Below are 24,873 nucleotides of genomic sequence, written 5' to 3'. Positions count from 1 at the left end.
TGGTCCCCGAGTTTCAGATCTCAAACAGTAATTATCCCAGTTCCGGATACAACGGAAATTGTTGCATAAATACCTTTACCTCTTCCTTCACTGAAGCAATGGTGTTTTCATCATCAGCATTCATCAGCACCCGGTCAATCAGTTCCGCCACCTGCTGTACATCGGCTTCCTTCATTCCCCGGGTGGTAACCGCGGGCACGCCCACACGGATCCCGGAAGTTACAAACGGGGATTTATCATCAAACGGAACTGCATTCTTATTTAAGGTGATATGGGCTTTATCCAGTGTTTCCTGTGCTTTTTTCCCGGTAAGATTTTTATTCCGGAGATCGATCAGCATCAGGTGATTGTCCGTACCATCGCTGATCAGCTTATAGCCTTTATCCACAAATGCCTTAGCCATTGCCTGTGCATTGGCGATGATTTGTTTACCGTATGCTTTCCAGTCATCGGATAAGATCTCCCCGAAGGAAACAGCCTTGGCGGCGATAATATGTTCCAGCGGACCACCCTGCATACCCGGGAATACGGCCAGGTCCAGCAGTTGGCTCATGGTGCGGGTATTGCCTTTGGGATCTTTATGTCCCCAGGGATTCTCAAAATCGTTACGCAGCATGATGATACCACCACGCGGCCCGCGCAGGGTCTTGTGTGTGGTGCTGGTAATGATATGACAATGTTCAAAAGGATCGTTCAATAATCCGGCAGCGATCAGTCCGGCGGGGTGGGCGATATCGGCCATCACCAACGCTCCGACCTTATCCGCAACAGCGCGGATACGGGCATAGTCCCAGTCGCGGCTGTAGGCAGAAGCGCCGCAGATGATCATTTTGGGCTTTTCGGCCAGGGCCTTTGCTTCCAGGTCTTCATAATCTACCAGCCCGGTTTCTTTAACCACACCATAAGAGATCACCTGGTAGTGTTTCCCGCTGAAATTCACGGGGCTGCCGTGGGTCAGGTGCCCGCCCATACTCAGGTTCAGGCCCATTATTTTATCGCCGGGGTTCAGCGCTGCAAAAAATACAGCGGCATTTGCCTGGGCACCACTGTGTGGCTGTACGTTGGCCCAGCTGAGGTTAAAGATCTTTTTCAGACGGTCAATCGCCAGGGATTCGATCTCATCCACTACTTCGCAGCCACCATAATACCGTTTTCCGGGGTATCCTTCTGCATATTTATTGGTCAGTACGGTGCCCATTGCTTTGATCACGGGCAGGGAAGCAAAATTTTCTGAAGCGATCAGTTCAATGCCATTACGCTGGCGGTCTAGTTCCTTATTGATAAGGTCAAATACTGTATTATCCTGTTGCATGGCGCAAAGTTAAGGGGGTACGGGGATGTTGAAAAGTTTATGGGTTGAAAAATTCCCCGCCCTGTTATCCGGTTATGCGCCCGTTCCTTTTTTTGTAAGGTTCTTTACAATGGAAGGCAGCAGCAGGCCCTGACCGAGTATCGTAATGATCACCACTACGGTTGCAATAAATATAATATCATTCCGCATTGGCAGCGGGCTGCCATCTTTTAAATGCAGGGGCAGGCCGATGGCGATGGCCAGCGAAACAATACCCCGCATGCCGGACCAGCTGATGATAACGCTTTCCTGGAAGCTGAGCAGGGCCGATTCCCGGACCGCCCTCCGCGAATTTTGCAGCCGCGGATCCTTAAACCCTTTTTCAAGCCGTCTTCTCTGACCAAAGACCCGCATCATCCGCAGCAGGATCGTTACGATCGTGATCAGAAAGGCATACCCGATATACGGCAGGAACCGCGAGGGATCGATATTGCGGATCACCACCGGGAATTCCAGTCCGATAAAAATAAAGATCAGTCCGTTGAGCAGGTATACCACCACATCCCAAATGGTTTTGGATTGCTGACGCAAGGATGCGGAAAACTGAAGCCCGCTCAGCCGGGACACACTAAAACCAAGAACCACCACGGCGATAACGCCGGATACCTGGAGCTCTTCGGCGATCAGGTAGGCAGTGAACGGCGCAAGAAGCGTAAAACCCAGCACCGCCATGGCACTTTTACGCACATAGCGCAGCACCACTGCCAGCAGCTTGCCCAGCAGCAGTCCTACCAGGAAGCCCCCGCCCATCAGCAGGAGAAAGGTCAGCGAAGCTTTCCACCATACAAAAGTGGTTCCCATAACGGCCGCTACCGCAAAGCGGTATGCCACCAGCGCAGAAGCATCATTGATCAGGCTTTCGCCCTCCAGTATGGTAACCGTATGCTTCGGAAGACCCAGGTTGCGGGTAATGCTGATGGCAGCCACCGCATCCGTAGCCGCCAAAATGGCGCCCAGCACAAATGATAAGGGCCAGGTCATACCCGGTATCAGGTAATACGAAAGTACCGCTACACCAGCAGTGGTGAGGAACACCAGCCCGATGGCCAGTGCACTGATGGTTCCCATATTATCCCGGAAATCCCTGAAATGGATATTAAATGCCGCGTCATACAACAAAGGAGGAAGAAATAATAAAAAAATAATTTCCGGATCGATCTCGGGCACCGGCATGGAGGGAATAAAGCCTACCGCAATGCCTGCAACGATCAGTACGATGGGAGGAGCTGTTTTTATTTTTTCCGCCACTACATTCAGCAGTATCATTAAGCCCAGCAATACCAGTATGATCGTGTAATTGGCCATCGGTTACAATTGTTTTTAAAATAATGCTCCTTTAAAATTAAAATCCTGCAACAGCCACCTGTTTTTTAAAGGAGCTACAGGTTCTGGTCTGCGGGTTACCGCACCATCCGGTTCCCTTAAGGAGAAATTACTTAACTTCACGCTCCCAAGGAACAGGGATGGTGCCCGTTTTTCAGCATCCGATAAAATTAAACGAACATAACGACTTTTTAAATACATGAAGGCGATTATTCCTGTAGCAGGAGCCGGAACAAAACTACGACCACAAAGTTATACGCAACCCAAGGCGTTAATTCCCCTGGCCGGTAAAACCGTGCTGAGTTTTATCATCGACCAGCTGAAAGAAGCCGGTATAGAGGAGTTTGTTTTCATTGTGGGCTTCCTGGGTGATAAGATTTCCGATTATGTGAAAGAACATCATCCGGATATACAGGCCCACTATGTAAGCCAGCAGGAGCGCCGGGGTATCGGCCATGCAGTAAACCTTACCCGCAACATCGTTGAAGGCGATGAGGTGTTTATCTCCCTGGGGGATACCATCTGTGAATATGATGTACCGGCAGTGCTGAACAGTGACCATTCCATGATCGGTATCCGCAAGGTGGATAACCCGCGCGATTTCGGTGTGGCGGAGATCGATAACAGCGGGTTTATCGAATCCGTTGTGGAAAAGCCCCATATCCCCAAATCAAACATGGCCATGGTAGGCATCTATAAGATCCGGGAGAGCGAACTCCTCTTCGAATGCCTGGCCTCCAATATCCGTAAAGGACTGCTTACCCACGGCGAATTCAATATTACCGACGCACTGCATTGCATGATCCAGAACGGTGTAAAATTCGAAGCCTTTAAGGTAGACAACTGGTTTGATGCGGGAAATAAAGAGACCCTGCTGCGTTCCAATGCCACGCTCCTGAGAAAATACAAGGCGACCGCAGACGCTTCCCAGTTCGAGAATACTGTGATCGTACCTCCGGTAAGCATCGGCAACGGATGCGTGATCCGTAATTCCATCATCGGGCCGAATGTAACGCTTGGAGAAAATACCTTCCTGGATCAGTCTATTATCCGGAACTCCATTGTAGGAGCTTTCTCCAATTTGTTTGACATTGTGCTGGAACATTCCGTCATCGGCTCCGACTCCAGCATTAAAGGCGAGACCCGGAGCCTGAACATCGGAGACAATACGAGTATTGATCTGGGATGAGCACCGGGGGTTGAGATTTCAGACTTGAGACTTGAGATTTGAGGCTTGGGATTTGGGATTTGAGATTTACAATTGGAACCTGAAGCATTAGCTATCAACAATATCGGAGGTGCTGCGGTCACCCCCCGTTTCCGGTCCTGCATTAGGATTCCCGCGGCCAAAACCCGAACCCCCAAAAAACTTTCGTATCTTTGCCCTCCTGTCAAAATGGCTTAAAAAGGATATAGCATTGTTTTTGAAGAAGGACTACTTTTAATAAAATAATATTACGAGCACATATGTTTGGTTTCCTATCTAAAATGTTTGGTGGCAGCAAATCGGAAAAAGATGTAAAAAAGCTTGCACCTGTCATCGAACAGATCAACAAAAATTTCACTCAGTACCAATCACTTAGTAATGACGAGCTGCGAAATAAAACGCAGGTTTTCCGTCAGCGCATCCAGGACGGGCTGGGCGAAATTGATGCTAAAATAGCTGCCCTCAACGGCCAGGCAGATGAGCTGCCGCATGAGGAGCTCCTGCAGAAAGACGCTATTTACAAGCAGATCGATGACCTGAAAAAGGAGCGTGATAAAGAAATTGAAAAAGTGCTGGAGGAAATTCTCCCGGAGGCTTTTGCCGTGGTGAAAGAGACCGCCCGCCGCTTTACAGAAAATACCGAGCTGGTTTCCAAAGCCACCGACCTGGACCGGCAGCTGGCACGTACTGCAGAATACATTACGATCGATGGCGATAACGCCATCTATAAAAACAGCTGGTCTGCCGCAGGTGCCAAAATCACCTGGAACATGGTTCACTATGATGTACAGCTGATCGGTGGCGCCGTGCTGCATTCCGGTAAGATCGCCGAAATGGCCACAGGGGAAGGAAAGACCCTGGTATCTACCCTGCCCGCTTATCTTAATGCACTGGCAGGAGAAGGCGTGCACATCGTAACCGTAAACGACTACCTGGCCCGCCGTGACCAGGAATGGAACGGACCTGTTTTTGAATGGCTGGGACTGCGGGTGGATTGTATCGACAAACATCAGCCCAATTCTGAATCCCGCCGCAATGCTTACCTGGCCGATATTACCTACGGTACCAACAATGAATTTGGTTTCGACTACCTGCGGGATAATATGGTGCACAATGCCTCCGAAATGGTACAGCGCAAACACCATTATGCCATGGTGGATGAGGTGGACAGCGTACTGATCGATGACGCCCGTACCCCCCTGATCATCAGTGGTCCGGTAGATAAAGGCGACGAACAGCAGTACCATATTCACAAGCCCCGTGTACAGCAATTGTACCAGGAGCAGGAGCGCATCGTCCGTAATAATTTAAATGAGGCCAAACGCCTTTTTGAAAAAGGAGAAGATGATCCAAAAACCGGCGGATTGCATTTATACCGTGCCTTCCGGGGATTGCCCAAATACAGCCCGCTGATCAAGTTCCTGAGTGAACCCGGGGTAAAGGTAAAAATGCAGAAAGCAGAGAACTATTACCTCCAGGAACAGGAGCGTAATATGAAAATTGTAGATGAGGACCTGCTCTTTAAGATCGATGAAAAGACGAATTCTGTAGACCTTACCGAAAAGGGATTGGGCATGATCACAAAGGTTGGTGAAGACGCCGACTTCTTTGTGTTACCGGATATCGGGGCCTCCCTTGCTGATGTGGAGAAAAGCGATGCCAGTTCCGAAGAAAAATTAAAACAGAAAGAAGCATTGCTGAATGATTACTCACAGAAAGCAGACCGTATTCACTCGGTACAGCAACTGCTGAAAGCTTACGCGCTTTTCCAGAAGGATGATGAATATGTGATTGTGGATGGTGCTATTAAAATTGTGGACGAGCAGACCGGCCGTATCATGGAGGGTCGCCGTTATTCCGACGGCCTGCACCAGGCACTGGAAGCCAAAGAGAATGTGAAGATCGAAGCCGCCACACAAACCTATGCCACCATCACCCTGCAGAACTTCTTCCGGATGTATCACAAGCTGGCGGGGATGACCGGTACAGCAGAAACAGAAGCGGCAGAGCTGTGGAGCATTTATAAACTGGATGTGGTAACCATTCCCACGAATGTATCCATTGTTCGTAAGGATCTGCAGGACATGGTTTATAAGACCAAGCGTGAAAAATATAAAGCGGTTATTGACGAAATTGAACAACTGCGTACCGCGGGCCGCCCCGTTCTTGTGGGTACTACCTCGGTAGAGATCAGTGAATTGCTCAGTCGTATGCTGCAGCAGAAAAAGATACCGCACAATGTACTGAACGCCAAACAGCACGCGCGCGAGGCGGAGATCGTGGCGGAAGCGGGTCTGGCTGGGGCCGTGACCATCGCCACCAACATGGCAGGCCGTGGTACGGATATCAAGCTGGGGCCGGGGGTGAAAGAGGCCGGCGGACTGGCCATCATCGGTACTGAACGCCATGAAAGCCGCCGGGTAGACCGCCAGTTAAGAGGTCGTGCCGGCCGTCAGGGAGACCCCGGAAGTTCGCTGTTCTATGTATCCCTGGAAGATGACCTGATGCGTATGTTCGGTAGCGAACGTATTGCCAGCATGATGGATAAAATGGGTTATAAGGAAGGTGATGTGATCCAGCACAGCATGATCAGCAACAGCATCCAGCGCGCACAGAAAAAAGTGGAGGAAAACAATTTTGGTATCCGTAAGCGGCTGCTGGAATACGATGATGTAATGAATAAACAGCGGAACGCTGTTTATGAAAAACGGAATCACGCATTATTTGGCGAACGTTTATCCCTGGATATTGACAATGCCTTCTCTATCGTTGCCGAAAGCCTCTGTACTTCTTTTAAAGAACAGGAGGACTTTGAAGGCTTTAAACTGGCCAGCATTGTGAACTTTGGTATGGATACCTCTATCAACGAGGAAGAATTCCACAACACCGATGCGACCAAGCTCGCCGATAAATTATATGCAGAAGCACTGGCCCGTTATGCAGAGCACAACCAGTCCATTCAAAAACAGGCCGTGCCGGTGTTCCAGAACATCCGCGATACGCAGGGCGCACATATCGAAAATGTGGTAGTACCGTTTATGGACGGCCGTAAAGCCATCAATGTACTGGCTCCGCTGGATAAGACCATCACCAGCGAAGGCCGCGAGCTGGTATCTGCTATGGAAAAATCGATCACACTCGCGGTGATCGATGACGCCTGGAAAGAACACCTGCGTGCGATGGACGATCTGAAACAAAGTGTGCAGACCGCCTACCTAGAGCAAAAAGACCCGCTGGTGATCTATAAGGTAGAAGCCTTCCAGCTGTTCAATAATATGACCACCAACCTGAATAAGGATATCATCTCCTTCCTTACACAGGCCAATCTTCCCGCACAGGAAGAAGCCCCCAGCTACAAGGAAGGCCGTGAGCAACGGACCGATCTGAGCAAGATGCGGGTGAACAAGGATGAGATCGATGCAGCAGGTGAGGATTATGGTGCCAACGAGAAGGATTATTTTGATCCTTCCCAGCCGCCTGTAAAACAGGAACCGATCCGTGTGGGGCCAAAGGTTGGACGGAATGACCCTTGTCCCTGCGGCAGCGGAAAGAAATACAAGAACTGCCATGGCAGAAACGAATAACCCCCGATCCCCGCAGCTGCGGGGATTTTTTTTATCCTGCAACGGATGCGCGCTTTTCCGGCAACTGTCAATTTGTTTAGCCATAGAAACACAAAGGGATTCCAGGCAAACCAGCAGCGCTTTAGTACATCTGTGGCAACTCAACCGCCGTCCCGGGCACGATCAGGGCAGGCCTACCGCTCCTGTATTAAATGACATAAGGAATGCCCGCTTCTTTGAAAACTAAAAAAACAACCTTATTTTCAGGTTTTTAACACTGAACGCCCTTATTATATGAAACGGTCGCTGCGCATCCAACTGTCCCTGATGATGTTCCTGGAATTTTTTATGAAAGGCTCCTGGTTTGTTACCCTGGGCACTTATTTAAAAAACAACCTGGGTGCCTCTCCGCTGGAAGTATCCAATATTTTCTCTACCCAGTCGCTGGGTGCCGTAATAGCGCCCTTCTTTATCGGATTCATTGCAGACCGTTACTTTAATGCAGAACGCGTGATGGGCGTATTGCATCTTATCGGTGCCGGCTTATTGCTGATGATGTACCGGGCCGGCAACGCTGCTGCCATCTATCCCTATGTGTTGTTTTATTTTATCGGCTATATGTCCACCCTGGCCCTTACCAGTTCGGTGGCTTTCAGAAATCTTACCGATCCTAAAAAACAATATCCTTCCATACGCATCTTTGGCACGATCGGATGGGTGATTGCAGGATTTGCCATCAGTTACCTGTTTCGCTGGGATACCAGAGAAGCGGTTGCCGCCGGGGCATTGCAAAAGACCTTTCTGCTGGGAGCAGCCTGTTCTGCCCTTCTTGGCCTGCTTTGTTTTTTCCTTCCGGCCACACCTCCTTTAAAGAAAAATCAGACCTCCTTTCACTGGGGCGATGTACTGGGCTTACAGGCGCTGAAACTATTGCGCCAAAAGGGATTTCTTATTTTCTTTCTCACCGCCATCGTCATCTGTATTCCCATTTCATTTTATTACCAGCACACCAATCCCTTCCTGGTGGCAACCGGACTGCCCGAACCCACGGCAAAAATGGCATTGGGGCAGCTTTCCGAAGCTCTCTGCCTGCTGCTGATCCCTTTCTTTTTTGCACGGCTCGGATACAAGAAGATGATCCTGCTGGGCATCGGTGCCTGGGCACTGCGCTACCTGCTCTTTGCCTTTGGCAACGGACAGGATCTTGCATTCATGCTGATCCTTGGTATTATACTGCATGGAGTGTGTTACGACTTTATGTTTGTGGTAGGCCAGATCTATACGGATACCATTGCCGGCGAACAATACCGTTCTTCCGCGCAGGGACTGGTAACCGTGGCCATGTACGGGATCGGTATGCTGATCGGCTTCTGGATTGCGGGTTTTGTAGCCGATGCGCTTAAGGCCTATGAAGGGACCCGGTACTGGCGTCACCTCTGGCTGGCTCCGGCCGCAATGGCAATGGGTTGTTTGCTGCTGTTTGCTGCACTGTTCAAAGAACAACGGCCGCCACAGTCCTCTCCTTCCGCATAACCGGTCCCCTGCACCCTTCACCCGGGGCATGATAAACCCCGGTGTTTTGTTTACCCTACCTTTACCGGATGAAATACATCCTTGAAACAGACCAGCTGATCATACGCGAACTGGCAGAAACAGATGAAGAAGGTATGTTCCTGATGGATGCTGATCCGGAGGTGCACCGCTACCTGGGCAGGAAACCCATCACTACCAAACAGGAAGCGTCGGATGCCATCCGCATGATCCGCCGGCAATACAACGATTTTGGTATCGGCCGGTGGGCGCTGGTGGAAAAGAGCTCCGGTACTTTTATCGGCTGGACCTGATTTAAATACCGCACAGAGATCACAAACGGGCACAGGAACTATTATGATATCGGCTACCGGCTCCGCCGCGACTTCTGGGGAAAGGGTTATGCGGCAGTATCGGCTGCAGCCTGCCTCCGGTACGGGTTTGAGCAGCTCGGTTTCCAGGAAGTGTTTGCCATGGCGCATGTCGAAAATACTGCATCCAATAAGATACTCCGCCGCATCGGCATGAAAGCTGCTGCACCGTTTGAACTGGAAGGCATGCCGCATTTCTGGTACGAACAGTATATAAACGATTACCGGGCCACGCTTCATCCCGGGCAGGGCGCTTAGAGTGCCCCGGTAAACAACAGCTCCTCCTGCTTTTTCAACAGGCGCTGTTTCAGTATAAAATATCCCCTGCCTACCAGGAAGCCATAATGGTTCAGGCTGTCGATCAGCAACTTCAGCACAGCATCATCATAATGATCGATCACATGATAGGCGCTGCTGTTTTCAATATATTGTTTCATGATATCACGCATCCCTGCCGTACAGGCCGTTTCATACAGTGGATCCGTCATCATATTTTTCAGCTGCGCTTTGAATGCCTGTTCCAGAGGTTTCAATTGCTCAAAATTAGACTGGATCATTTTGTGAGGCGTGGCTTCATAAATAAAGTTCAGCCGGTCCCAGATCGCGCGGGAGGTCTCCAGCCGTTTGTCAAACGAGCTGTCATACGCAAAAAGCGCGTTGTAAGCTTCTTTCACTTCCTGTTCCCGGCCCTGCTGCGCCGCAATAAAAAGCAGGTGCCGGTAAATATTCCGGTCATTTTCGCGGATCTGTCCGTTAATGACATCCAAATCGGATCTTAATTGTTGCTGCACTACCGGTGCCGCCGCTCTTTTGTATTTGATACCATCATAATCGAATGTTTTCACCTTGATGCTCTGGTCCGTGATCTGTTGCAATGCTTCAATATCGTTCTTTAACGCCACAGCCATATATACCTGGTCTACCCACTCCTCACTGAAGAAATTGGTGTCGGTCTGTTGCTGTGCCGCAACCGCATCCGTATCAAATGCCTCAATATCCTTGTTATCATAGTAGGAACGGAATACCGGGTTGAAAGTATAAGCCTGGTAATTACTGTCGTATTCCGCTTCAAATGCCTTCAGGGGATAATGTTCAACGGCCTTGGTATACGCTACATTGCGGAAGATCTCATCGGTAAAATATTCCTGGTACTGCTCCAGCCGCTTTATGGTCGCGTTCGCGGGCGCATGGTCATAACTGCCGTCTCCGCGGTTCAGTGTATCCATCCGGGCCACACGTTCTTCCGTAGTGGGGTGCGAAGCCCACTGGTTGTTCAGCTTCAGCCGCGACTTATTAAACCTGGCGCGGTGTGCGGCAGTGATTATGGGCAACCCTTCCTCAAAGGGAATGCCATCTGCGCGCGCATGGAACCTGCTGATGAAATCCTGCTCCGGATAAATATTCGGACTCCGGGTATTGTCGTCGATCTTTTGTTCATAGAACCGCAACACAGACGTAAATGCATAATCCGAAAGCTCCATGCGCCAGAGCGCATTCTGTAACGGTGCAGGCCCGGCGATTGTAGCAGCTATGGCATCTGCATGAAATTCCATTTCCCGCGAAAGCCCGAGATAGCCCAGGTTCACCACCTGGTACATTTTTCCGAGTACCCATTGAATACCGCCGACGATCTTTACCCCGATGGCTACAAATACCGTAAAATAACCGCTGGCCCTGCTCCATCGCTGCATCAGGCTGTTGTAAGAATCATTCTCATAGAGCATATTGAAAATGATCTGATTCACATTATATACATAACTGCCCACTTTCATGGTCCGTTGTGAAAAATGCCCGAATTCATGAGCAAGGATCCCCTTCAGTTCATCCTTTGATACGGTGTTGATCAGCCCCAGTCCGATCTGAAGGTTCTTCTGCACCGGTAAAAACATGCTCCAGAAACTGGAATCATAAAATACGGCAGCATTAACCTCTGATGACAGGTAGACATTCTTGGGCGGATTTGTTGCAACGCCTTTCACGATGGTATCGATCATCCGGAACAGTTCCGGTTCCTCCTCCCTGCTGATCTTCAGCAAATGAGAACGATCGGTTTTTTTTGCGCTGAAAACAAATTTAAACAGGAAGATCAGTATAAATACGCCCAGCCCTGCCAAACCGATCCCCAGCATTACAGTGATAGCCCTTGGAAAATGCGCCACCAGTTGTATGGCCGCGTACACACAGGCCACGGCAAACCCCACACCCAGCAGCACCAGTAGAAGATACACCAGTACAAAAAGAAAAATAGTAAAGACCGCATGCCGGGTACGCCGTCTGAAGTCGTCAGTTAGTTGTATATTCTTCATCGCAAGTTATGAATTGAAAAGGGACGCTGTCCCCTCTACAAAGATTGAGACTTTTTACTGGATACAAAAATATTTTATCCGGAGGCCGTTCACCCGCAACATGGTTTATCCTACATTTACAACTCACCAACAGGTACCACATGAACAAGCCATTACAGGAGGATCTGGATTCGCTGGAAAGAATAATACAACTGGTAAGCGGGCAGGGGCTGAACTATTTAAAAGCGCTCCATACCCGCTATACCACCGCTGATATCAGAATACCCGGACAGGGAGCGCTTCCTCAAAAAGGCGGGGGCAGCATCGCGGCATTGCAGCTGTTTAACCAACGCTGGGAATCCGCTATGGTGGCGGCTTCCGGCCCCCGTTACTGGGGCTTTGTTACCGGAGGCACCACCCCCGCAGCCATCGCCGGCGACTGGCTGGCAACCGTATACGATCAAAACACACAAACCGCAAAAGGCGAGGGCGATCTGTCTGCAGCCATTGAACTGGAAACCATCGGCCTGTTGCGGGAACTGCTAAACCTGCCGGAGTGCTTCCTCGGAGGGTTTGTAACCGGTGCCACCATGTCCAATTTTACCTGCCTTGCAGTAGCCCGCCAATGGCTGGGAAACCAGCAGGGAACGGATATTGCCAAACAGGGCATTACACAACAGCTGCCGGTGCTCACCGCCACCCCACACTCCTCCTCAGTAAAATCGCTGGCCATGCTGGGTATGGGCAGTGGAAACATCATAACCGTCAACACGCTTCAACCCAACCGGGAAGCGATCGATATCCGTGATCTCGAGGCAAAGATCCGGGCGCTGAACGGGCAGCCTTTTATCCTGATCTCCAGTGCAGGGACCGTCAATACCGTAGACTATGATGATTTCGCAGCCATCGCCGCGCTCCGGAGCCACTACAATTTCTGGTGGCATATCGATGCTGCTTTTGGTGGTTTTGCCATTCTTTCCGAAACACATCAACACCTGCTGAAGGACTGGGAACAGGCCGACAGCATTACGGTTGACTGTCATAAATGGCTGAACGTTCCATATGAAAGCGCCGTATTCCTGATCCGGGAACAGCACCGGTTACTACAGGTGACTGCCTTTCAGAATTCCAATGCGCCTTACCTCGGTGATCCGCTGGAATCCTTTAACTACCTGAACCTGCTGCCGGAGAATTCAAGACGCCTCAAGGCACTCCCCGCCTGGTTTACGCTTATGGCGTATGGCCGGGATGGATACAAACAGATCATCGAAGAAAGCATCCGGCTGGCGCAGATTTTCGGCGCCTTTGTGGCCTCCCGGCCGGAACTGCAGCTGCTGGCGCCTGTAAGACTGAACACGGTCTGCTTTACACTAACAGCAGGTAATGCAGAACGCGTAGCGGCTTTTCTTTCGGCACTCAATCAGACCGGTAAGGTATTCATGACGCCTACCCTTTATAAGGATCAGCCGGGCATCCGTGCTACTTTTGTCAATTTCCGCACCACGGAAGCGGATGTGGAACTGGTAAAAGCGCTGATCCTCCGGCTGCTGCCGCATTATAAATAAGCTCTTCAATCGTCGCTTATGAAGAAACAATTTCCTTTATCCGCTGCCCTGCTGCTTTTGGGAATGGTTGCCTGTACATCTGAAAAAGACAAGCGGGCTCCGGTAGCTGCAGATACGCTGAAAACAGCAGCGCCGGCAGAAAAGGCCGCCCCATCCCTGCCGGTTGAAGGCACCCGATTTTTTGCGGTTTATACCCTTTCTTCCAAAACCACCGGGATGGTCATTGAGATCAATAGCGACGGTGAACCCGGCTGGGCGGATTCGGTCTTCTCAAAAGTGGCAAAGACGGAGCACCTCAATGTATACCCGGCCACTTCCTGTACTGCCTGTTCCGTTGCAGACAGCACGGGACCTTTCCTGCTTCTTAAAAACAACGCTCTTGAAAAAGCGATCCGGCAGCAACTGACCGGAGACCTTTATCTGTACGGCACAAAGGGCATGCGGAAAACCAGGTACCGTGAGGTGCTGTATGCGCTTGATGAATGCATTACCAACCTGATCGTTTTAACCATTCGCCCGGAAGATACCACCGGCATCGGACAGCCGCTGCTAGCGGCTTCCCGGCCACTTTCCTTATCGTATCAGTCCTCCTATGCCGCTGTGGACAACCGGATCAGGCAACAGCAGCGTGCCCAGCCGGGCGATTATACGCATATGGACACGGTAGCCACTCATACCTTCGCAAACCAGGATAACTTCTATTTCACCTATACCGATAATTTTACCATCCCCGATCTGCAGAATGAAGCGCGGTTCCGTTTTCCTTCACGTATGATCTTCAAAAGCTACCTGCCGGATTCGCTAGGTCTTTACTGGAGCAACGGGCTGGATCTCTTCGGCATTCCCTGCGACTGACGCTGCGGTTGTTGTAAGTTCTGAAAATTATTTTATTGAATTTTCAATATTTTTTGAAAATTCAATAACAACGTTTATCTTTGTGCTGTAAAACAACAGCAATGAATTTAGAAGCATCCAAACAAAAGTTCATCAACACCTGGGGCGCCCTGGGTACAGAGTGGGGTATTAACAAGTCTGTAGCGCAGGTACAGGCCCTGCTGCTGGTTTCGGACGAGCCGCTTTCCACGGATACCATTATGGAAACGCTTACCATTTCACGGGGCAATGCCAACATGAGTCTCCGTCAGCTGCTGGATTATGGCATTATTTATAAAAAAGTGATCGCCGGAGACCGGAAGGAATATTTTGTTGCTGAAAAGGATATCTGGAAATGGGCACTCAAAATAGCGTTGATGCGCAAACAGAAAGAAATCGACCCGGTGCTGAATGTACTGACGGAACTGGAAACGGAAACAAAAAAAGACAAAACCGCTGAAGGCAAAGCGCTGTACAAGACCATTCACGAGATACAAACATTTACGGAGCAGCTGAGCACCCTTGTAGAACGGGTGGCCACTTCCACCCGCGGGGAGCTGCTGCTGAAATTGCTGAAACTCATCGCATAGTTATGAACTACAATATCCTCGCCTATATCATCTACGCCGCCGTTACCATTTACATTATTTCCCGGGTCGGCCGGTTGTTTCACAAAAACGGAAGGGTATTTATTCTGAGGCTTTTTCACGATCATACGGCGCAGGCCGATGCCACCAACAATATCATCCTGATCGCCTACTACCTGTTCAACATCGGCTATGCCATTGTACAGTTCAGCAACTGGCAGACGGTACGTGACATTCAAACGCTGATCGCCTCCATCGCCAACAAAACCGGAATGCTGGTGGGTATCCTGGCAGTGACCCATTATTTCAATATGGCGCTCATCTATATCCTTTCAAAAAGAATACTCCATTATTCATCATAAAACACAATCATCATGAAAGACTTAGTCGTAATAGCATACCTGGTTTACCTGCCGGTAGTGATCCTGCTTACTTTTTATGTGGCCCACAGCCTGTTCCGCAACAGCCTGGTATACATGAAGGACATTTTTAACGGACGCGATGAAATAGCCGTTGCTACCAACACCCTTTTCAGGATCGGGTTCTACCTGCTGAACCTCGGCTTTGCCCTTTATATCCTGGAGATCACCCGGCATCTTGAAACACCGCAGGCCGCCATCGAGGCCCTGAGCGTAAAGATCGGGGGATTCAGCATCTATCTGGGCATTATGCTGTTCCTGAACATGTACCTGTTCTTCCGGGGTAAAAGAGTTGCAAAACAAAAAAGGATCAGCGCACAGTTCAACGCCGGTCCTCATCTGCCCCAGGCGTAGTACAGCACCATGAAATGTTTGCACACCGGGAGGATGACTTTATGCAGCCATCCTCCCTTAAAAAAGCCGGAATGAAACAAAAAATAATCATCGCAGGTGGCACCGGGTTTATCGGACAGTACCTTATGAAACGGTTCCGGGAAGCGGGTTACGAGGTGCTGCTGATCTCCAGGAACAGCTCCCGCATCACCTGGACGGATGCCCACAAAATAAGAACGGCCCTCGAAGGCGCCGAAGCCCTTATCAACCTGGCAGGTAAATCCGTCGATTGCCGCTACACGGAGGTGAATAAACAGATCATCCTGGGATCCCGGGTTCAGACCACCAAACAATTACAGCTGGCTGTTGACCAATGCAGCACTCCTCCAAAACTATGGATCAACTCCAGTACAGCTACCATTTACCGCCATGCGGAAGACCGCCCGATGGATGAGACGGAAGGTGAGATCGGGACCGGTTTTTCTGTGAACGTAGCCAAAGCATGGGAACAGGCTTTCTTTGAACACCCGACACCGGCGACCCGGAAAGTGGCGTTGCGCACAGCCATTGTACTGGGCAAAGGCGGTGGCGTAATGGCCCCTTACACCCGTCTTGTAAAATTTGGCCTCGGCGGTTCCCAGGGAAGCGGGCGCCAGGTATTTAGCTGGATCCATATTGAGGATGTATATCAGATCATCCGCTTTGTGATGCAACAGCCGTCTCTTGAAGGGGTCTACAACGCCGCCGCACCAGGTCCTGTATTCAACCAACAATTTATGCAGGCACTCCGGGAACGGATCCGGCCTCCCGTATACTTTTCATCACCGGAATGGCTCCTGCAACTGGGTGCCCAACTGATCGGCACCGAAACAGAACTGGTACTAAAGAGCAGATGGGTTATTCCGAAAAAATTACAGGAAGCAGGTTTTCAATTCCGGTATCCAACGGTAAACGAAGCGCTGGATGAGATCTTCGGTGAAAAATAAATGATGAAAGGCGAATAGTGCAAAGACAATATCCGGTCCCGTCTGACTGCTGATAGCTATTCACCGACCGCTTTCCGTTCAATCTACCAGCAAACTATTACTGAACTTTTCGGAAACCGTAAGCTTTTCCTTTCCCACCTGCAGGATCATTGAACCATCAAAGGAAATTTTTTCCAGCACCTTGATCTTTGTACCGATACCGATCGATAACTGTTCCAGGTATTGCAAAAAAACAGAAGAAGTATCTTTTACAGCGGCAACCGTGCACGACTGATGGACGGCTACCGACGATAACAGGGTCGTGGCCCTGGGCGGCATTTTTCCATTAGGTTTGGGGATCGGATCTCCATGCGGATCATAATCCGGGTAATTTAAAAATTTGTCCAGGCGCTCCGTCAGCTTGTCCGACTGGATGTGCTCCAGCTGTTCGGCAACCTCATGCACCTCATCCCAGCTAAACTCCAGCACCTCACACAAAAATGTTTCCCACAACCGGTGTTTGCGCATCACAAACATCGCCACCTCTTTCCCTGATCGTGTCAGTGAGATCTTGCCGTATTTCTTGTAACTCACATACTCCTTTTCCTTCAGCCGCTTCAGCATATCATTCACCGTTGCCGGTTTCAGCCCCAGGTGTGCCGCAAGATCATTCGTACCCGCCTCCTTTTTCCCGGCTTCATCAGCGGTAAGATATAACAGCGCTTTCAGGTAATTTTCTTCGGTATTGGACAACATCTGCCAAAACTAATAAAAAAAGCCAAATAATAAAGTTAGGTTAACCTAACTTTATTATTTTTGCATATAGAATTTAAAAAGTAAGAATACTATGAAATATCTGCTGTCAATATTACTGACACTGTTTTTGAGTCCGGCCCTTACAAAAGCCCAGTTTATGATCAGGGGAAGCGTGATGCACCGTTCGGGGGCCATTGCACATGCCACCATTCAGGCGCATACCGTAACTGCGGTGGCAGATGAAGCAGGTAATTTTATACTTCGGGAATTGCCGGCGGGAAAAACGGCATTGCACATTTCAGCTGCCGGATACGGGGAGAAAGACACCACGCTGGAGCTCCGGAGTGATACCCTGTTAACCATACAACTGGAACGTCTTGCGCCTGATATGCAGGAGATCGTGGTTTCAGGCACTTTAAAGGCGGTCTCCCGCCAGGACAGCCCCGTACCGGTTGAAGTATACACCGCCCGCTATTTTAAGGCCAACCCCACCCCTTCGCTCTTTGATGCGCTGCAGAACATCAACGGTGTGCGGCCGCAGCTGAATTGCAATATCTGCAATACAGGAGACATTCATATCAACGGGCTGGAAGGGCCTTATACCATGATCCTGATAGACGGAATGCCCATTGTCAGCGGGCTTTCCACCGTGTATGGCTTAAGCGGTATCCCGCAGTCGCTGACCGAGCGTGTGGAAATCGTAAAAGGTCCGGCCTCCACCCTTTACGGAAGCGAGGCCGTTGGCGGGCTCGTAAACATCATCACGCATAAACCCGGCAATACGCCTGCCCTTTCCGTGGATGTTTTTGGTACCTCCTGGAGGGAACTCAATGCAGATCTGGCCTCCGGCTTCCGGGTCGGCAAAAAGCTGCGTGGTCTGGCAGGCATTAACTATTTTAATTACAGTTCCCCTTTTGATCATAATCACGACGGGTTCACCGATGTGACCCTGCAGCACCGGGTCTCCGTTTTTAATAAATGGGAACTGGACCGGAAGAACGGGCGCCTGTTTTCCCTGGCAGGAAGGTATGTGCACGAAGACCGGTGGGGCGGGGAATTCAACTGGAATAAAAAGTTCCGCGGAGGCGACAGCGTCTATGGTGAAAGCATTTATACCCGGCGCTGGGAGCTGTTCGGTGCATATGAGCTGCCGGTAAAAGAAAAGATGCAGCTGCTCTTCAGCGCCAACGGTCATGATCAGAACAGCGCATATGGAATGATACCGTTTGATGCCCGGCAATATATCGGCTTTTTACAGCTGACCTGGAATAAAACGCTGAACCGGCATGACCTCACATCAGGAACCGCCCTGCGATATACCTACTATGATGACAACACACCGGCCACCGCAACGCAGCCGGAACGCACCTGGCTGCCGGGCGTTTTTGTACAGGACGAGATCACCCTTAACGAAAATAACAAACTGCTGGCGGGGCTGCGCTACGACTACAACTCGATCCATGGAAGTATCCTTACACCACGTCTGAACTATAAATGGAACAGTCCCGATAAAAACAATACCCTGCGTTTCAGCATCGGCAACGGCTACCGGGTGGCACAGGTATTTACAGAGGACCATGCCGCTCTCACCGGTGCCCGGGAGGTTATTTTTATGGAGGCCTTAAAGCCGGAAACCTCCTGGAACACGAATATCAATTTCGTAAAAAGGATCTATACCACTTCCGGAGGAATGATCGGCCTGGATGCCACAGCCTTCTATACCTATTTCAACAATAAGATCATTGCCGATTACGACAGCAACCCGAAGGAGATCCGCTTCCAGAACCTCAGCGGACATGCCGTTTCCCGGGGCGTATCGCTGAACCTGGACCTGGCGCTGATTTCCGGGCTGAAACTTCTTGCCGGCGCTACTTATATGGATGTGTACAGCGTGGAAGACCAGGTAAGAACACGCCAGCTGTTCACCGAAAAATTCACGGGTGTATGGAACATCGGATATCAATTCCCGAAGTGGGGACTGAGCATCGATTATACCGGTAATGTTTACAGTCCCATGCGGCTTCCGTTGCTGAGTGACACCGACCCCCGCCCGGAATTCTCGCCCTGGTGGAGCATCCAGAATATTCAGCTCACCAAAAAGATCGGACCTGAACTGGAGCTCTATGGCGGCATTAAGAACCTGCTCAACTGGACCCCCGGCAGGGGTTTGCCCTTCCTGATCGCACGTGCCAATGATCCATTCGACAAGCAAGTGCAGTTTGACGCTGATGGGAAGGCAGCGGTAACAGCAGATAATCCTTATGGCCTGACCTTCGATCCCTCCTATGTATATGCACCCAACCAGGGGATCCGGGGATTTCTCGGAATACGCTGGAACCGTACGGCATTTAAAAAATAGACAGTAATGAAGTTGCTACAGCATACGATACCATTTATCCTTACCGGCCTGCTGTGCTGCCTGCAACCGGAGGCCCAACCCATGTCCCGGTCATTCAAACAACTCGACAGCCTCCGGCAAATACATCCAAAGCCAATTATTATCTTCGTGTACACCGACTGGTGCCGGTATTGCAGGGCAATGGAAGCCGTTACATTCCGCAATAAAAAAGTTGCCACCTGCCTGGACCGGCATTTTTATTTTGCAATGCTTAATGCGGAAGAACGCCGCAGTATCCGTTTTCTGGACAGCAGTTTCCGCTACCGGCCCACAGGAATACAAAGCGGTGAACATGAACTGGCGGCCTGGCTCCGTAACGGTCAGCCTGCTGCCTATCCTGCGCTTTTTATTCTGTCGTCCCGCGGGGAACCATTACTCCGGACCAACAGTTATCTCATCCCCGAAGACCTGATCCGGCTATTGGAAGCCGTACCCAAAAACGATCCCACCATCCATAAGGCAGCCGCTGAAACAAACAGGGCCGTACCATACGGAAATCACTAAAAAAACAGCAGCAATTGAATGGAGTAGATTAAATTGCAGTTCCTTTATGCGTACATTATTCCTGTTTTGTTTTCTATTCACAGCAGCCCGCGCCGGGTGCCAAACCGATGTTCAGCAACCGTTCAAAGCCTGCCGTGTAACGGGCAGCACAACGCTATTTGACCTGAAGAATAACCGCTGGATGATCAGTGACAGTGCAGATGCTGCAAAGGGAACACAACCGGCATCTACCTTCAAGATCATCAACCTCCTCATAGCGCTTGAGACCCGTGTGATCAATGACGAGAACGCGATCGTAAAATGGCCCGGGCATACCGATACCACGCTTTATGGCTACCGGCCCGATATTTATAGAGATATGTCTGTAAAAGAAGCCTTTGAAGTATCGGCCGGATGGGTATTTATTGAACTGGCCAAACGCATCGGCCGGGAAAAATACCGCTACTACCTGGATAAATGTGATTATGGAAACGGAGACCTTACTGAGAAGGATGCCGACTTCTGGAACTTTGGACCTTTTGCCATTACCCCGAAAAACCAGGTCGCATTTCTCATAAAGGTTTATAAAGAACACCAATTACCGTTCTCGAAAAGAAACCTGGCCATTCTGAAGAAGGTGATGATCACCGAAGAAAAGGAACAGGATACCATCCGCTCAAAAACAGGATGGACCCGCATCGCAGGAAAAAACATCGGCTGGTGGACCGGATATGTGACCACAAAAGACAATGTTTATTTCTTTGCTACCCGTATCCTGAACGATCGTGCCGACAATAATCCGGACTTTGGCAATTGCAGGAAAACCATCACCCGGTATTTCCTGGAGCAGTTGGAGGCATTGCACCACTGATCTGCAGGTCATAAATTTTTGAGCCCACTGCCGGAAAAGTTTTATCATTGTGGTGCTAAAAACAGCCTTTGTATGATAGCCGAATCATTTATCTGTACCACCTGCGGTACTGCCTATGCGTCAGCAGCCCGCCCCCCGGCAGACTGCCCGGTTTGTGAAGATGAGCGCCAGTATGTAAATCCGCTGGGGCAAAGCTGGACAACGCTCCGGCAGATCAATAACACGCACAAAAACATCCTAGATAAAATAAACGATTCGCTTTACGCTATCTATACGGCTCCTGCGTTCGCCATCGGTCAAAGAGCACACCTGCTGCTGACCCCCCAGGGCAACATCCTGTGGGACTGCATTGCCAACCTCGATACCACCACCATCGGCCTGATAAATAAACTGGGTGGCATCCGCAAAATAGCCATTTCCCATCCGCATTACTATACGACCATGGCCGAATGGAGCCAAGCCTTTCAGGCGCCGGTTTATATCCACCGGCGGGACGCGCAGTGGATACCCCGCCGGGACTTCGACCTGCAGCTGTGGGACGGATTGAAACATGAGATCCTGCCCGGCGCAACATTGATTAACAGTGCCGGACATTTTGATGGCGGAGCCATCCTGCATTACGACCGGTTCTTGCTTACAGGCGATATCATACAGGTAGCACCCGATTTAAAAACTGCCGGCTTTATGTACAGCTATCCCAACTATATTCCGCTCGATAAAAAAAGTATTCTGCACATTCAGGCATCATTGAACGGGGTTGACTTTGATGCCCTGTATGGCGCCTTTGGAAGATATATCACCCGGCAGGCAAGAGCTGCCTTCGACTATTCCATCGCGCGCTATCTGAAGATCTTTGAATAAAGCTTACCTTTATAAAAACGATCTATGGCAACAACAACACAGAATTTTGCAAAAGCAGAAATGCTGATCCGCAGACCCGTTGCAACGGTTTTCGAAGCCTTCGTAGATCCGGCCATCACCACGCAGATCTGGTTTACCAGGAGTTCCGGCAGACTGGAAACGGGAAAAACAATCGAATGGGTATGGGAGATGTATAACCACACCGTTCCTGTTAAAGTGATCGATATTGAGACGAACAGGAAGATCGTGATCGAATGGGGGAACTACGAGGAGCAAACAACGGTAACCTGGACCTTTACAGCTATCGACAAAGCCAGCACTTTTGTGAGCATTATAAACAGCGGGTTTAAAGGAGCTACCGATCAGCTCATCGCGCAGGTGCGCGATTCCACAGAAGGGTTCACACTGGTACTTGCCAATCTGAAAGCCTTGCTGGAACATGGCATCCGGCTGAACCTGGTAGGCGACCGGTTTCCAAAGGAAATGCAATGATCCGCTACCATCCCCCCTGCAAAGCATCCGCCTTAAAAAAGGATGGTAAGAATCTCTTTTATTTTTTTATCGTATATTCCGGATTTACGCAATGAACATGGATATGCATACAGAACCAACGATCAACTGGTCGGATTTTACCAAGATCGAAATGCGTGTAGGAACGATCACGCATGCCGAAGTGTTTAAAGAAGCACACAAACCCGCGTATAAATTAACCATCGATTTCGGGGAATACGGGTATTATAAATCTTCCGCACAGATCACAACGCTTTACAGTGTTGAATCCCTTCCCGGGAAACAGGTGATCGCTGTCCTGAATTTTCCACCCAAGCAGATCGCTAACTTTTACAGTGAATGCCTGGTGCTGGGCACGGTAGGCGAAGCCAACACCATTACCCTCCTTTCACCGGGGCAACCGGTGCCCAACGGCCTCAGAATCGGATAGCGTTCCTTAAAAAAAAGGATCATGATACAGGTACTGGCAGGCGATATTACAAAAGTGACGGCAGATGCCATTGTAAATGCAGCTAACTCCTCCCTGATGGGCGGCGGCGGTGTGGATGGTGCCATTCATCGTGCCGGTGGTCCCGAGATCCTTGCCGAATGCAGGAAGATCGTTGCGCAGCAGGGCGGTTGCAAAACAGGTGAGGCGGTGACCACAACGGCCGGCCTGCTGCCGGCAAAATATGTGATCCATACAGTAGGTCCCGTATGGAACGGCGGACAGAAGCAGGAGGCCGAAAAACTACGTTCCTGTTATATCAACTCCCTGAAGCAGGCCGTGGAACATCATTGCAGAAGTATTGCCTTTCCCGGAATCAGTACCGGCATTTATGGTTACCCCAAAAACGAAGCGGCATCTGTTGCAGTTAATGCCGTTAAAGATTTCCTGGCACAACACTCCCTTATTGAGGAGATCTATTTCGTTTGCTTCGATCCCGGATATGAGCAGTGCATCCGGCATGAACTCGATCAATAACGCATCATTGTTTTTGCTTCTCCAGCTGCTTTACCAGGGTGTACCGTATGGAGGATGCATCAGCCGGAACCTGTTCTTTGGGAATCGCCTCCTCTTTTACCACCAGCTTATAAACATAACCCGGTTCATATTCGAATCCGGTAATCGTTCCGTAAAACAAAGTCCATGCGTCCGGCTTCAATACATCTCCTTTCTGAACCTGAAGGCATTTCATCGGACCCACGCCTGAGCAATCCACCCTGCTGCTGTTGATCCAGTAAACAGCTTCCCCTTCTTTTAAAACAGGAGCAGGTCCGTTTTTCGTATGGGTACAGCTGATGAATAGTAACGCCAGTAAAAGGACGCTGCACAAATAATTATACTTCATAAGAAATAAGTTGTTTGAAATTGCATCAAAAATGGTACCGCACTTCCTCAGGGTTTGTAATCCAGCGGGAGCATATCGCCCACCTTATCGCTCCACCACCAGTAACCCGATGTGATAATATTTTCAGGAGGGGCCCAATTGCCATGTTCATCAATCACCAGTGCGCCCTTTAATTGTATCAGGGAAAGCGGATAAAGCGGTTTGCGTTTTTCACCGATATATACCAGGTACTCCGGTGCTTCCATACTGTTAAGGTAGGTAACCGCGAGGAAATTGTTCCAGTATACCACTTTATTCTGTCCCTTTGCTCCCGCAAGTACGCTGTCGGCAGTCAGCATATATGAGGAATAATAATCGTCATAATCATTCTCACGCAGTATCCTGTCGTAATATGCGGTTGAGTCCGCCGGCTCATTCACCCGCCCTGCCCTACTTCCCCCGCGGCCCAGCTCAATCGCCCGGGCCCTTCTAAGTTCCCGCACCCGTTTCTTTTCCGCATTCCATACCCGGGTCATCCGTCTTATACGAAAGCCCTCCTCCTCTATCTGATTCTGATAAAGCGCCCTTATAAAATGCATTGCAGAGCCATAGTAGACTGTCTGCCGTTTCCTGGCAACCGCTCTTGCTGAAGCACGGCGTTTTTCCGTGAACAATGCAAAACCCGCATAGTAGGAGCTGTGTTCCGTAAAATTCATTTTAAAATCCATAAGATCGTACCGGATGGTATAACCCAGCTGTGGATTGTCGATGATCAGGGGTGCTGTGGCAACTGCTTCGAGTATATTTTGCTTTTTATAAAAACGAAACCGGATCACCTCTTTGTTCTTCAGTACACATTTGCCGGCTACGGGGGTATGCCCCAGAAAGGTCTCCAGGAATGTTTTCCCCCATTTCTCCCAGGTTTCTGAAATATATCCGCCTACCACTACATTCTCCAGCTCCTTTATCTTTGGCTTCAATACAAAACGCAGCCGCAATTCCATTGCATCCGGTTTTACTGTATACACCAATGTCTCATACCCCACACTCGACACCACCAGCTCGCCGGAAGGTGCATCTGCAAGGGTAAAACTTCCGTCCGCAGCAGTGACCGTTCCTGTTGATGTGTTATTGAGAAACACGCTTGCCCCGGCCACTGGCAGATTCGCATCGCCGTCTACCACTATCCCCGACAGCCGGTGCTGTGCAGCTGCAACCTGGATCCATAAACAATATACGAATGCAATCAGTCCTTGTTTCATTGAATAAAAATAAGATTCCATTTCCAATATTACGAACATTTCGTAGAGTA

Annotated in this window: 22 protein-coding genes and 1 pseudogene; 17 read left to right on the top strand and 6 right to left on the bottom strand. The window is 49.9% G+C overall.

What is annotated here, in order from left to right; genetic code table 11:
• Nucleotides 1-31: 31 nt before the first annotated feature.
• Entirely contained in the window at nt 32-1,312 is a 1,281-nt protein-coding gene (locus K7B07_RS15510) for a serine hydroxymethyltransferase (RefSeq protein WP_223711129.1), read from the bottom strand.
• Between the two features lie 72 nt (nt 1,313-1,384).
• A complete protein-coding gene (locus tag K7B07_RS15505; RefSeq protein ID WP_223711127.1) occupies nt 1,385-2,656 on the bottom strand; it encodes a Na+/H+ antiporter in 1,272 nt (423 codons plus the stop codon).
• A 217-nt stretch (nt 2,657-2,873) separates the two neighbouring features.
• Here K7B07_RS15505 and K7B07_RS15500 point away from each other — a divergent pair, with 217 nt between their 5' ends.
• From K7B07_RS15500 to K7B07_RS15485, 4 genes and pseudogenes are all read left to right on the top strand, one after another.
• Entirely contained in the window at nt 2,874-3,863 is a 990-nt protein-coding gene (locus K7B07_RS15500) for a sugar phosphate nucleotidyltransferase (RefSeq protein WP_223711125.1), read from the top strand.
• Nucleotides 3,864-4,141: 278 nt separating this feature from the next.
• A complete protein-coding gene (gene secA / locus K7B07_RS15495; protein ID WP_223711124.1) occupies nt 4,142-7,465 on the top strand; it encodes a preprotein translocase subunit SecA in 3,324 nt (1,107 codons plus the stop codon).
• Between the two features lie 273 nt (nt 7,466-7,738).
• On the top strand, nt 7,739-8,977 hold the full coding sequence (locus K7B07_RS15490) for an MFS transporter (RefSeq protein WP_223711122.1): 1,239 nt from the start codon (nt 7,739-7,741) through the stop codon (nt 8,975-8,977).
• A 68-nt stretch (nt 8,978-9,045) separates the two neighbouring features.
• Nucleotides 9,046-9,603: pseudogene (locus tag K7B07_RS15485) on the top strand (GNAT family N-acetyltransferase).
• Here K7B07_RS15485 and K7B07_RS15480 read toward each other — a convergent pair.
• Nucleotides 9,600-11,651, bottom strand: coding sequence for a M48 family metalloprotease (locus tag K7B07_RS15480; RefSeq protein ID WP_223711121.1), 2,052 nt, complete (start codon nt 11,649-11,651; stop codon nt 9,600-9,602). The pseudogene K7B07_RS15485 and the gene K7B07_RS15480 overlap by 4 nt on opposite strands.
• A 140-nt stretch (nt 11,652-11,791) precedes the next feature.
• On the opposite strand from K7B07_RS15480, the gene K7B07_RS15475 reads away from it, so the two are divergent.
• From K7B07_RS15475 to K7B07_RS15450, 6 genes are all read left to right on the top strand, one after another.
• On the top strand, nt 11,792-13,195 hold the full coding sequence (locus K7B07_RS15475) for a pyridoxal phosphate-dependent decarboxylase family protein (protein WP_223711119.1): 1,404 nt from the start codon (nt 11,792-11,794) through the stop codon (nt 13,193-13,195).
• 18 nt (nt 13,196-13,213) lie between these two features.
• Nucleotides 13,214-14,050 carry a hypothetical protein gene (locus K7B07_RS15470; protein WP_223711118.1) on the top strand — a complete coding sequence of 279 codons (837 nt, stop codon included), beginning with the start codon at nt 13,214-13,216 and terminating at the stop codon, nt 14,048-14,050.
• Nucleotides 14,051-14,151: 101 nt separating this feature from the next.
• Nucleotides 14,152-14,658, top strand: a complete 507-nt coding sequence (locus tag K7B07_RS15465; RefSeq protein WP_223711116.1) for a GbsR/MarR family transcriptional regulator — start codon at nt 14,152-14,154, stop codon at nt 14,656-14,658.
• Between the two features lie 2 nt (nt 14,659-14,660).
• Nucleotides 14,661-15,017 (top strand): hypothetical protein, encoded by a 357-nt coding sequence (locus K7B07_RS15460; RefSeq protein ID WP_223711114.1) that lies wholly within the window; start codon nt 14,661-14,663, stop codon nt 15,015-15,017.
• A 12-nt stretch (nt 15,018-15,029) separates the two neighbouring features.
• Nucleotides 15,030-15,428 (top strand): hypothetical protein, encoded by a 399-nt coding sequence (locus K7B07_RS15455; protein WP_223711113.1) that lies wholly within the window; start codon nt 15,030-15,032, stop codon nt 15,426-15,428.
• A gap of 71 nt (nt 15,429-15,499) precedes the next feature.
• Complete coding sequence (locus K7B07_RS15450) at nt 15,500-16,393, top strand: TIGR01777 family oxidoreductase (protein WP_223711111.1); 894 nt, start codon at nt 15,500-15,502, stop codon at nt 16,391-16,393.
• A 78-nt stretch (nt 16,394-16,471) separates the two neighbouring features.
• Here K7B07_RS15450 and K7B07_RS15445 read toward each other — a convergent pair whose 3' ends face one another.
• Nucleotides 16,472-17,128: a metal-dependent transcriptional regulator gene (locus K7B07_RS15445; protein WP_223711110.1), complete on the bottom strand. Its 657-nt coding sequence runs from the start codon at nt 17,126-17,128 to the stop codon at nt 16,472-16,474.
• A gap of 91 nt (nt 17,129-17,219) precedes the next feature.
• Here K7B07_RS15445 and K7B07_RS15430 point away from each other — a divergent pair, with 91 nt between their 5' ends.
• The 7 genes from K7B07_RS15430 (at nt 17,220) to K7B07_RS15400 (ending at nt 23,215) form a co-directional block, all read left to right on the top strand.
• A complete protein-coding gene (locus tag K7B07_RS15430) occupies nt 17,220-19,487 on the top strand; it encodes a TonB-dependent receptor (protein WP_276225267.1) in 2,268 nt (755 codons plus the stop codon).
• 6 nt (nt 19,488-19,493) lie between these two features.
• Nucleotides 19,494-20,030 (top strand): thioredoxin family protein, encoded by a 537-nt coding sequence (locus tag K7B07_RS15425; protein WP_223711108.1) that lies wholly within the window; start codon nt 19,494-19,496, stop codon nt 20,028-20,030.
• A gap of 46 nt (nt 20,031-20,076) precedes the next feature.
• Nucleotides 20,077-20,880, top strand: coding sequence for a penicillin-binding transpeptidase domain-containing protein (locus tag K7B07_RS15420; RefSeq protein WP_223711106.1), 804 nt, complete (start codon nt 20,077-20,079; stop codon nt 20,878-20,880).
• 72 nt (nt 20,881-20,952) lie between these two features.
• Nucleotides 20,953-21,741: an MBL fold metallo-hydrolase gene (locus K7B07_RS15415; protein ID WP_223711105.1), complete on the top strand. Its 789-nt coding sequence runs from the start codon at nt 20,953-20,955 to the stop codon at nt 21,739-21,741.
• A 24-nt stretch (nt 21,742-21,765) separates the two neighbouring features.
• On the top strand, nt 21,766-22,233 hold the full coding sequence (locus tag K7B07_RS15410; protein ID WP_223711103.1) for an SRPBCC family protein: 468 nt from the start codon (nt 21,766-21,768) through the stop codon (nt 22,231-22,233).
• Between the two features lie 103 nt (nt 22,234-22,336).
• Nucleotides 22,337-22,681, top strand: a complete 345-nt coding sequence (locus K7B07_RS15405) for a tRNA-binding protein (RefSeq protein ID WP_223711101.1) — start codon at nt 22,337-22,339, stop codon at nt 22,679-22,681.
• A 21-nt stretch (nt 22,682-22,702) separates the two neighbouring features.
• Nucleotides 22,703-23,215 carry an O-acetyl-ADP-ribose deacetylase gene (locus K7B07_RS15400; RefSeq protein ID WP_223711100.1) on the top strand — a complete coding sequence of 171 codons (513 nt, stop codon included), beginning with the start codon at nt 22,703-22,705 and terminating at the stop codon, nt 23,213-23,215.
• 4 nt (nt 23,216-23,219) lie between these two features.
• Here K7B07_RS15400 and K7B07_RS15395 read toward each other — a convergent pair whose 3' ends face one another.
• Nucleotides 23,220-23,582 (bottom strand): DUF4377 domain-containing protein, encoded by a 363-nt coding sequence (locus K7B07_RS15395; RefSeq protein ID WP_223711098.1) that lies wholly within the window; start codon nt 23,580-23,582, stop codon nt 23,220-23,222.
• 47 nt (nt 23,583-23,629) lie between these two features.
• Nucleotides 23,630-24,823 carry a carboxypeptidase-like regulatory domain-containing protein gene (locus K7B07_RS15390; RefSeq protein WP_223711097.1) on the bottom strand — a complete coding sequence of 398 codons (1,194 nt, stop codon included), beginning with the start codon at nt 24,821-24,823 and terminating at the stop codon, nt 23,630-23,632.
• Between the last annotated feature and the right edge of the window lie 50 nt (nt 24,824-24,873).

The organism is Niabella beijingensis (genome assembly GCF_020034665.1).
Classification (GTDB): domain Bacteria; phylum Bacteroidota; class Bacteroidia; order Chitinophagales; family Chitinophagaceae; genus Niabella; species Niabella beijingensis.
This window is presented reverse-complemented; position numbering and strand designations above follow the sequence as displayed.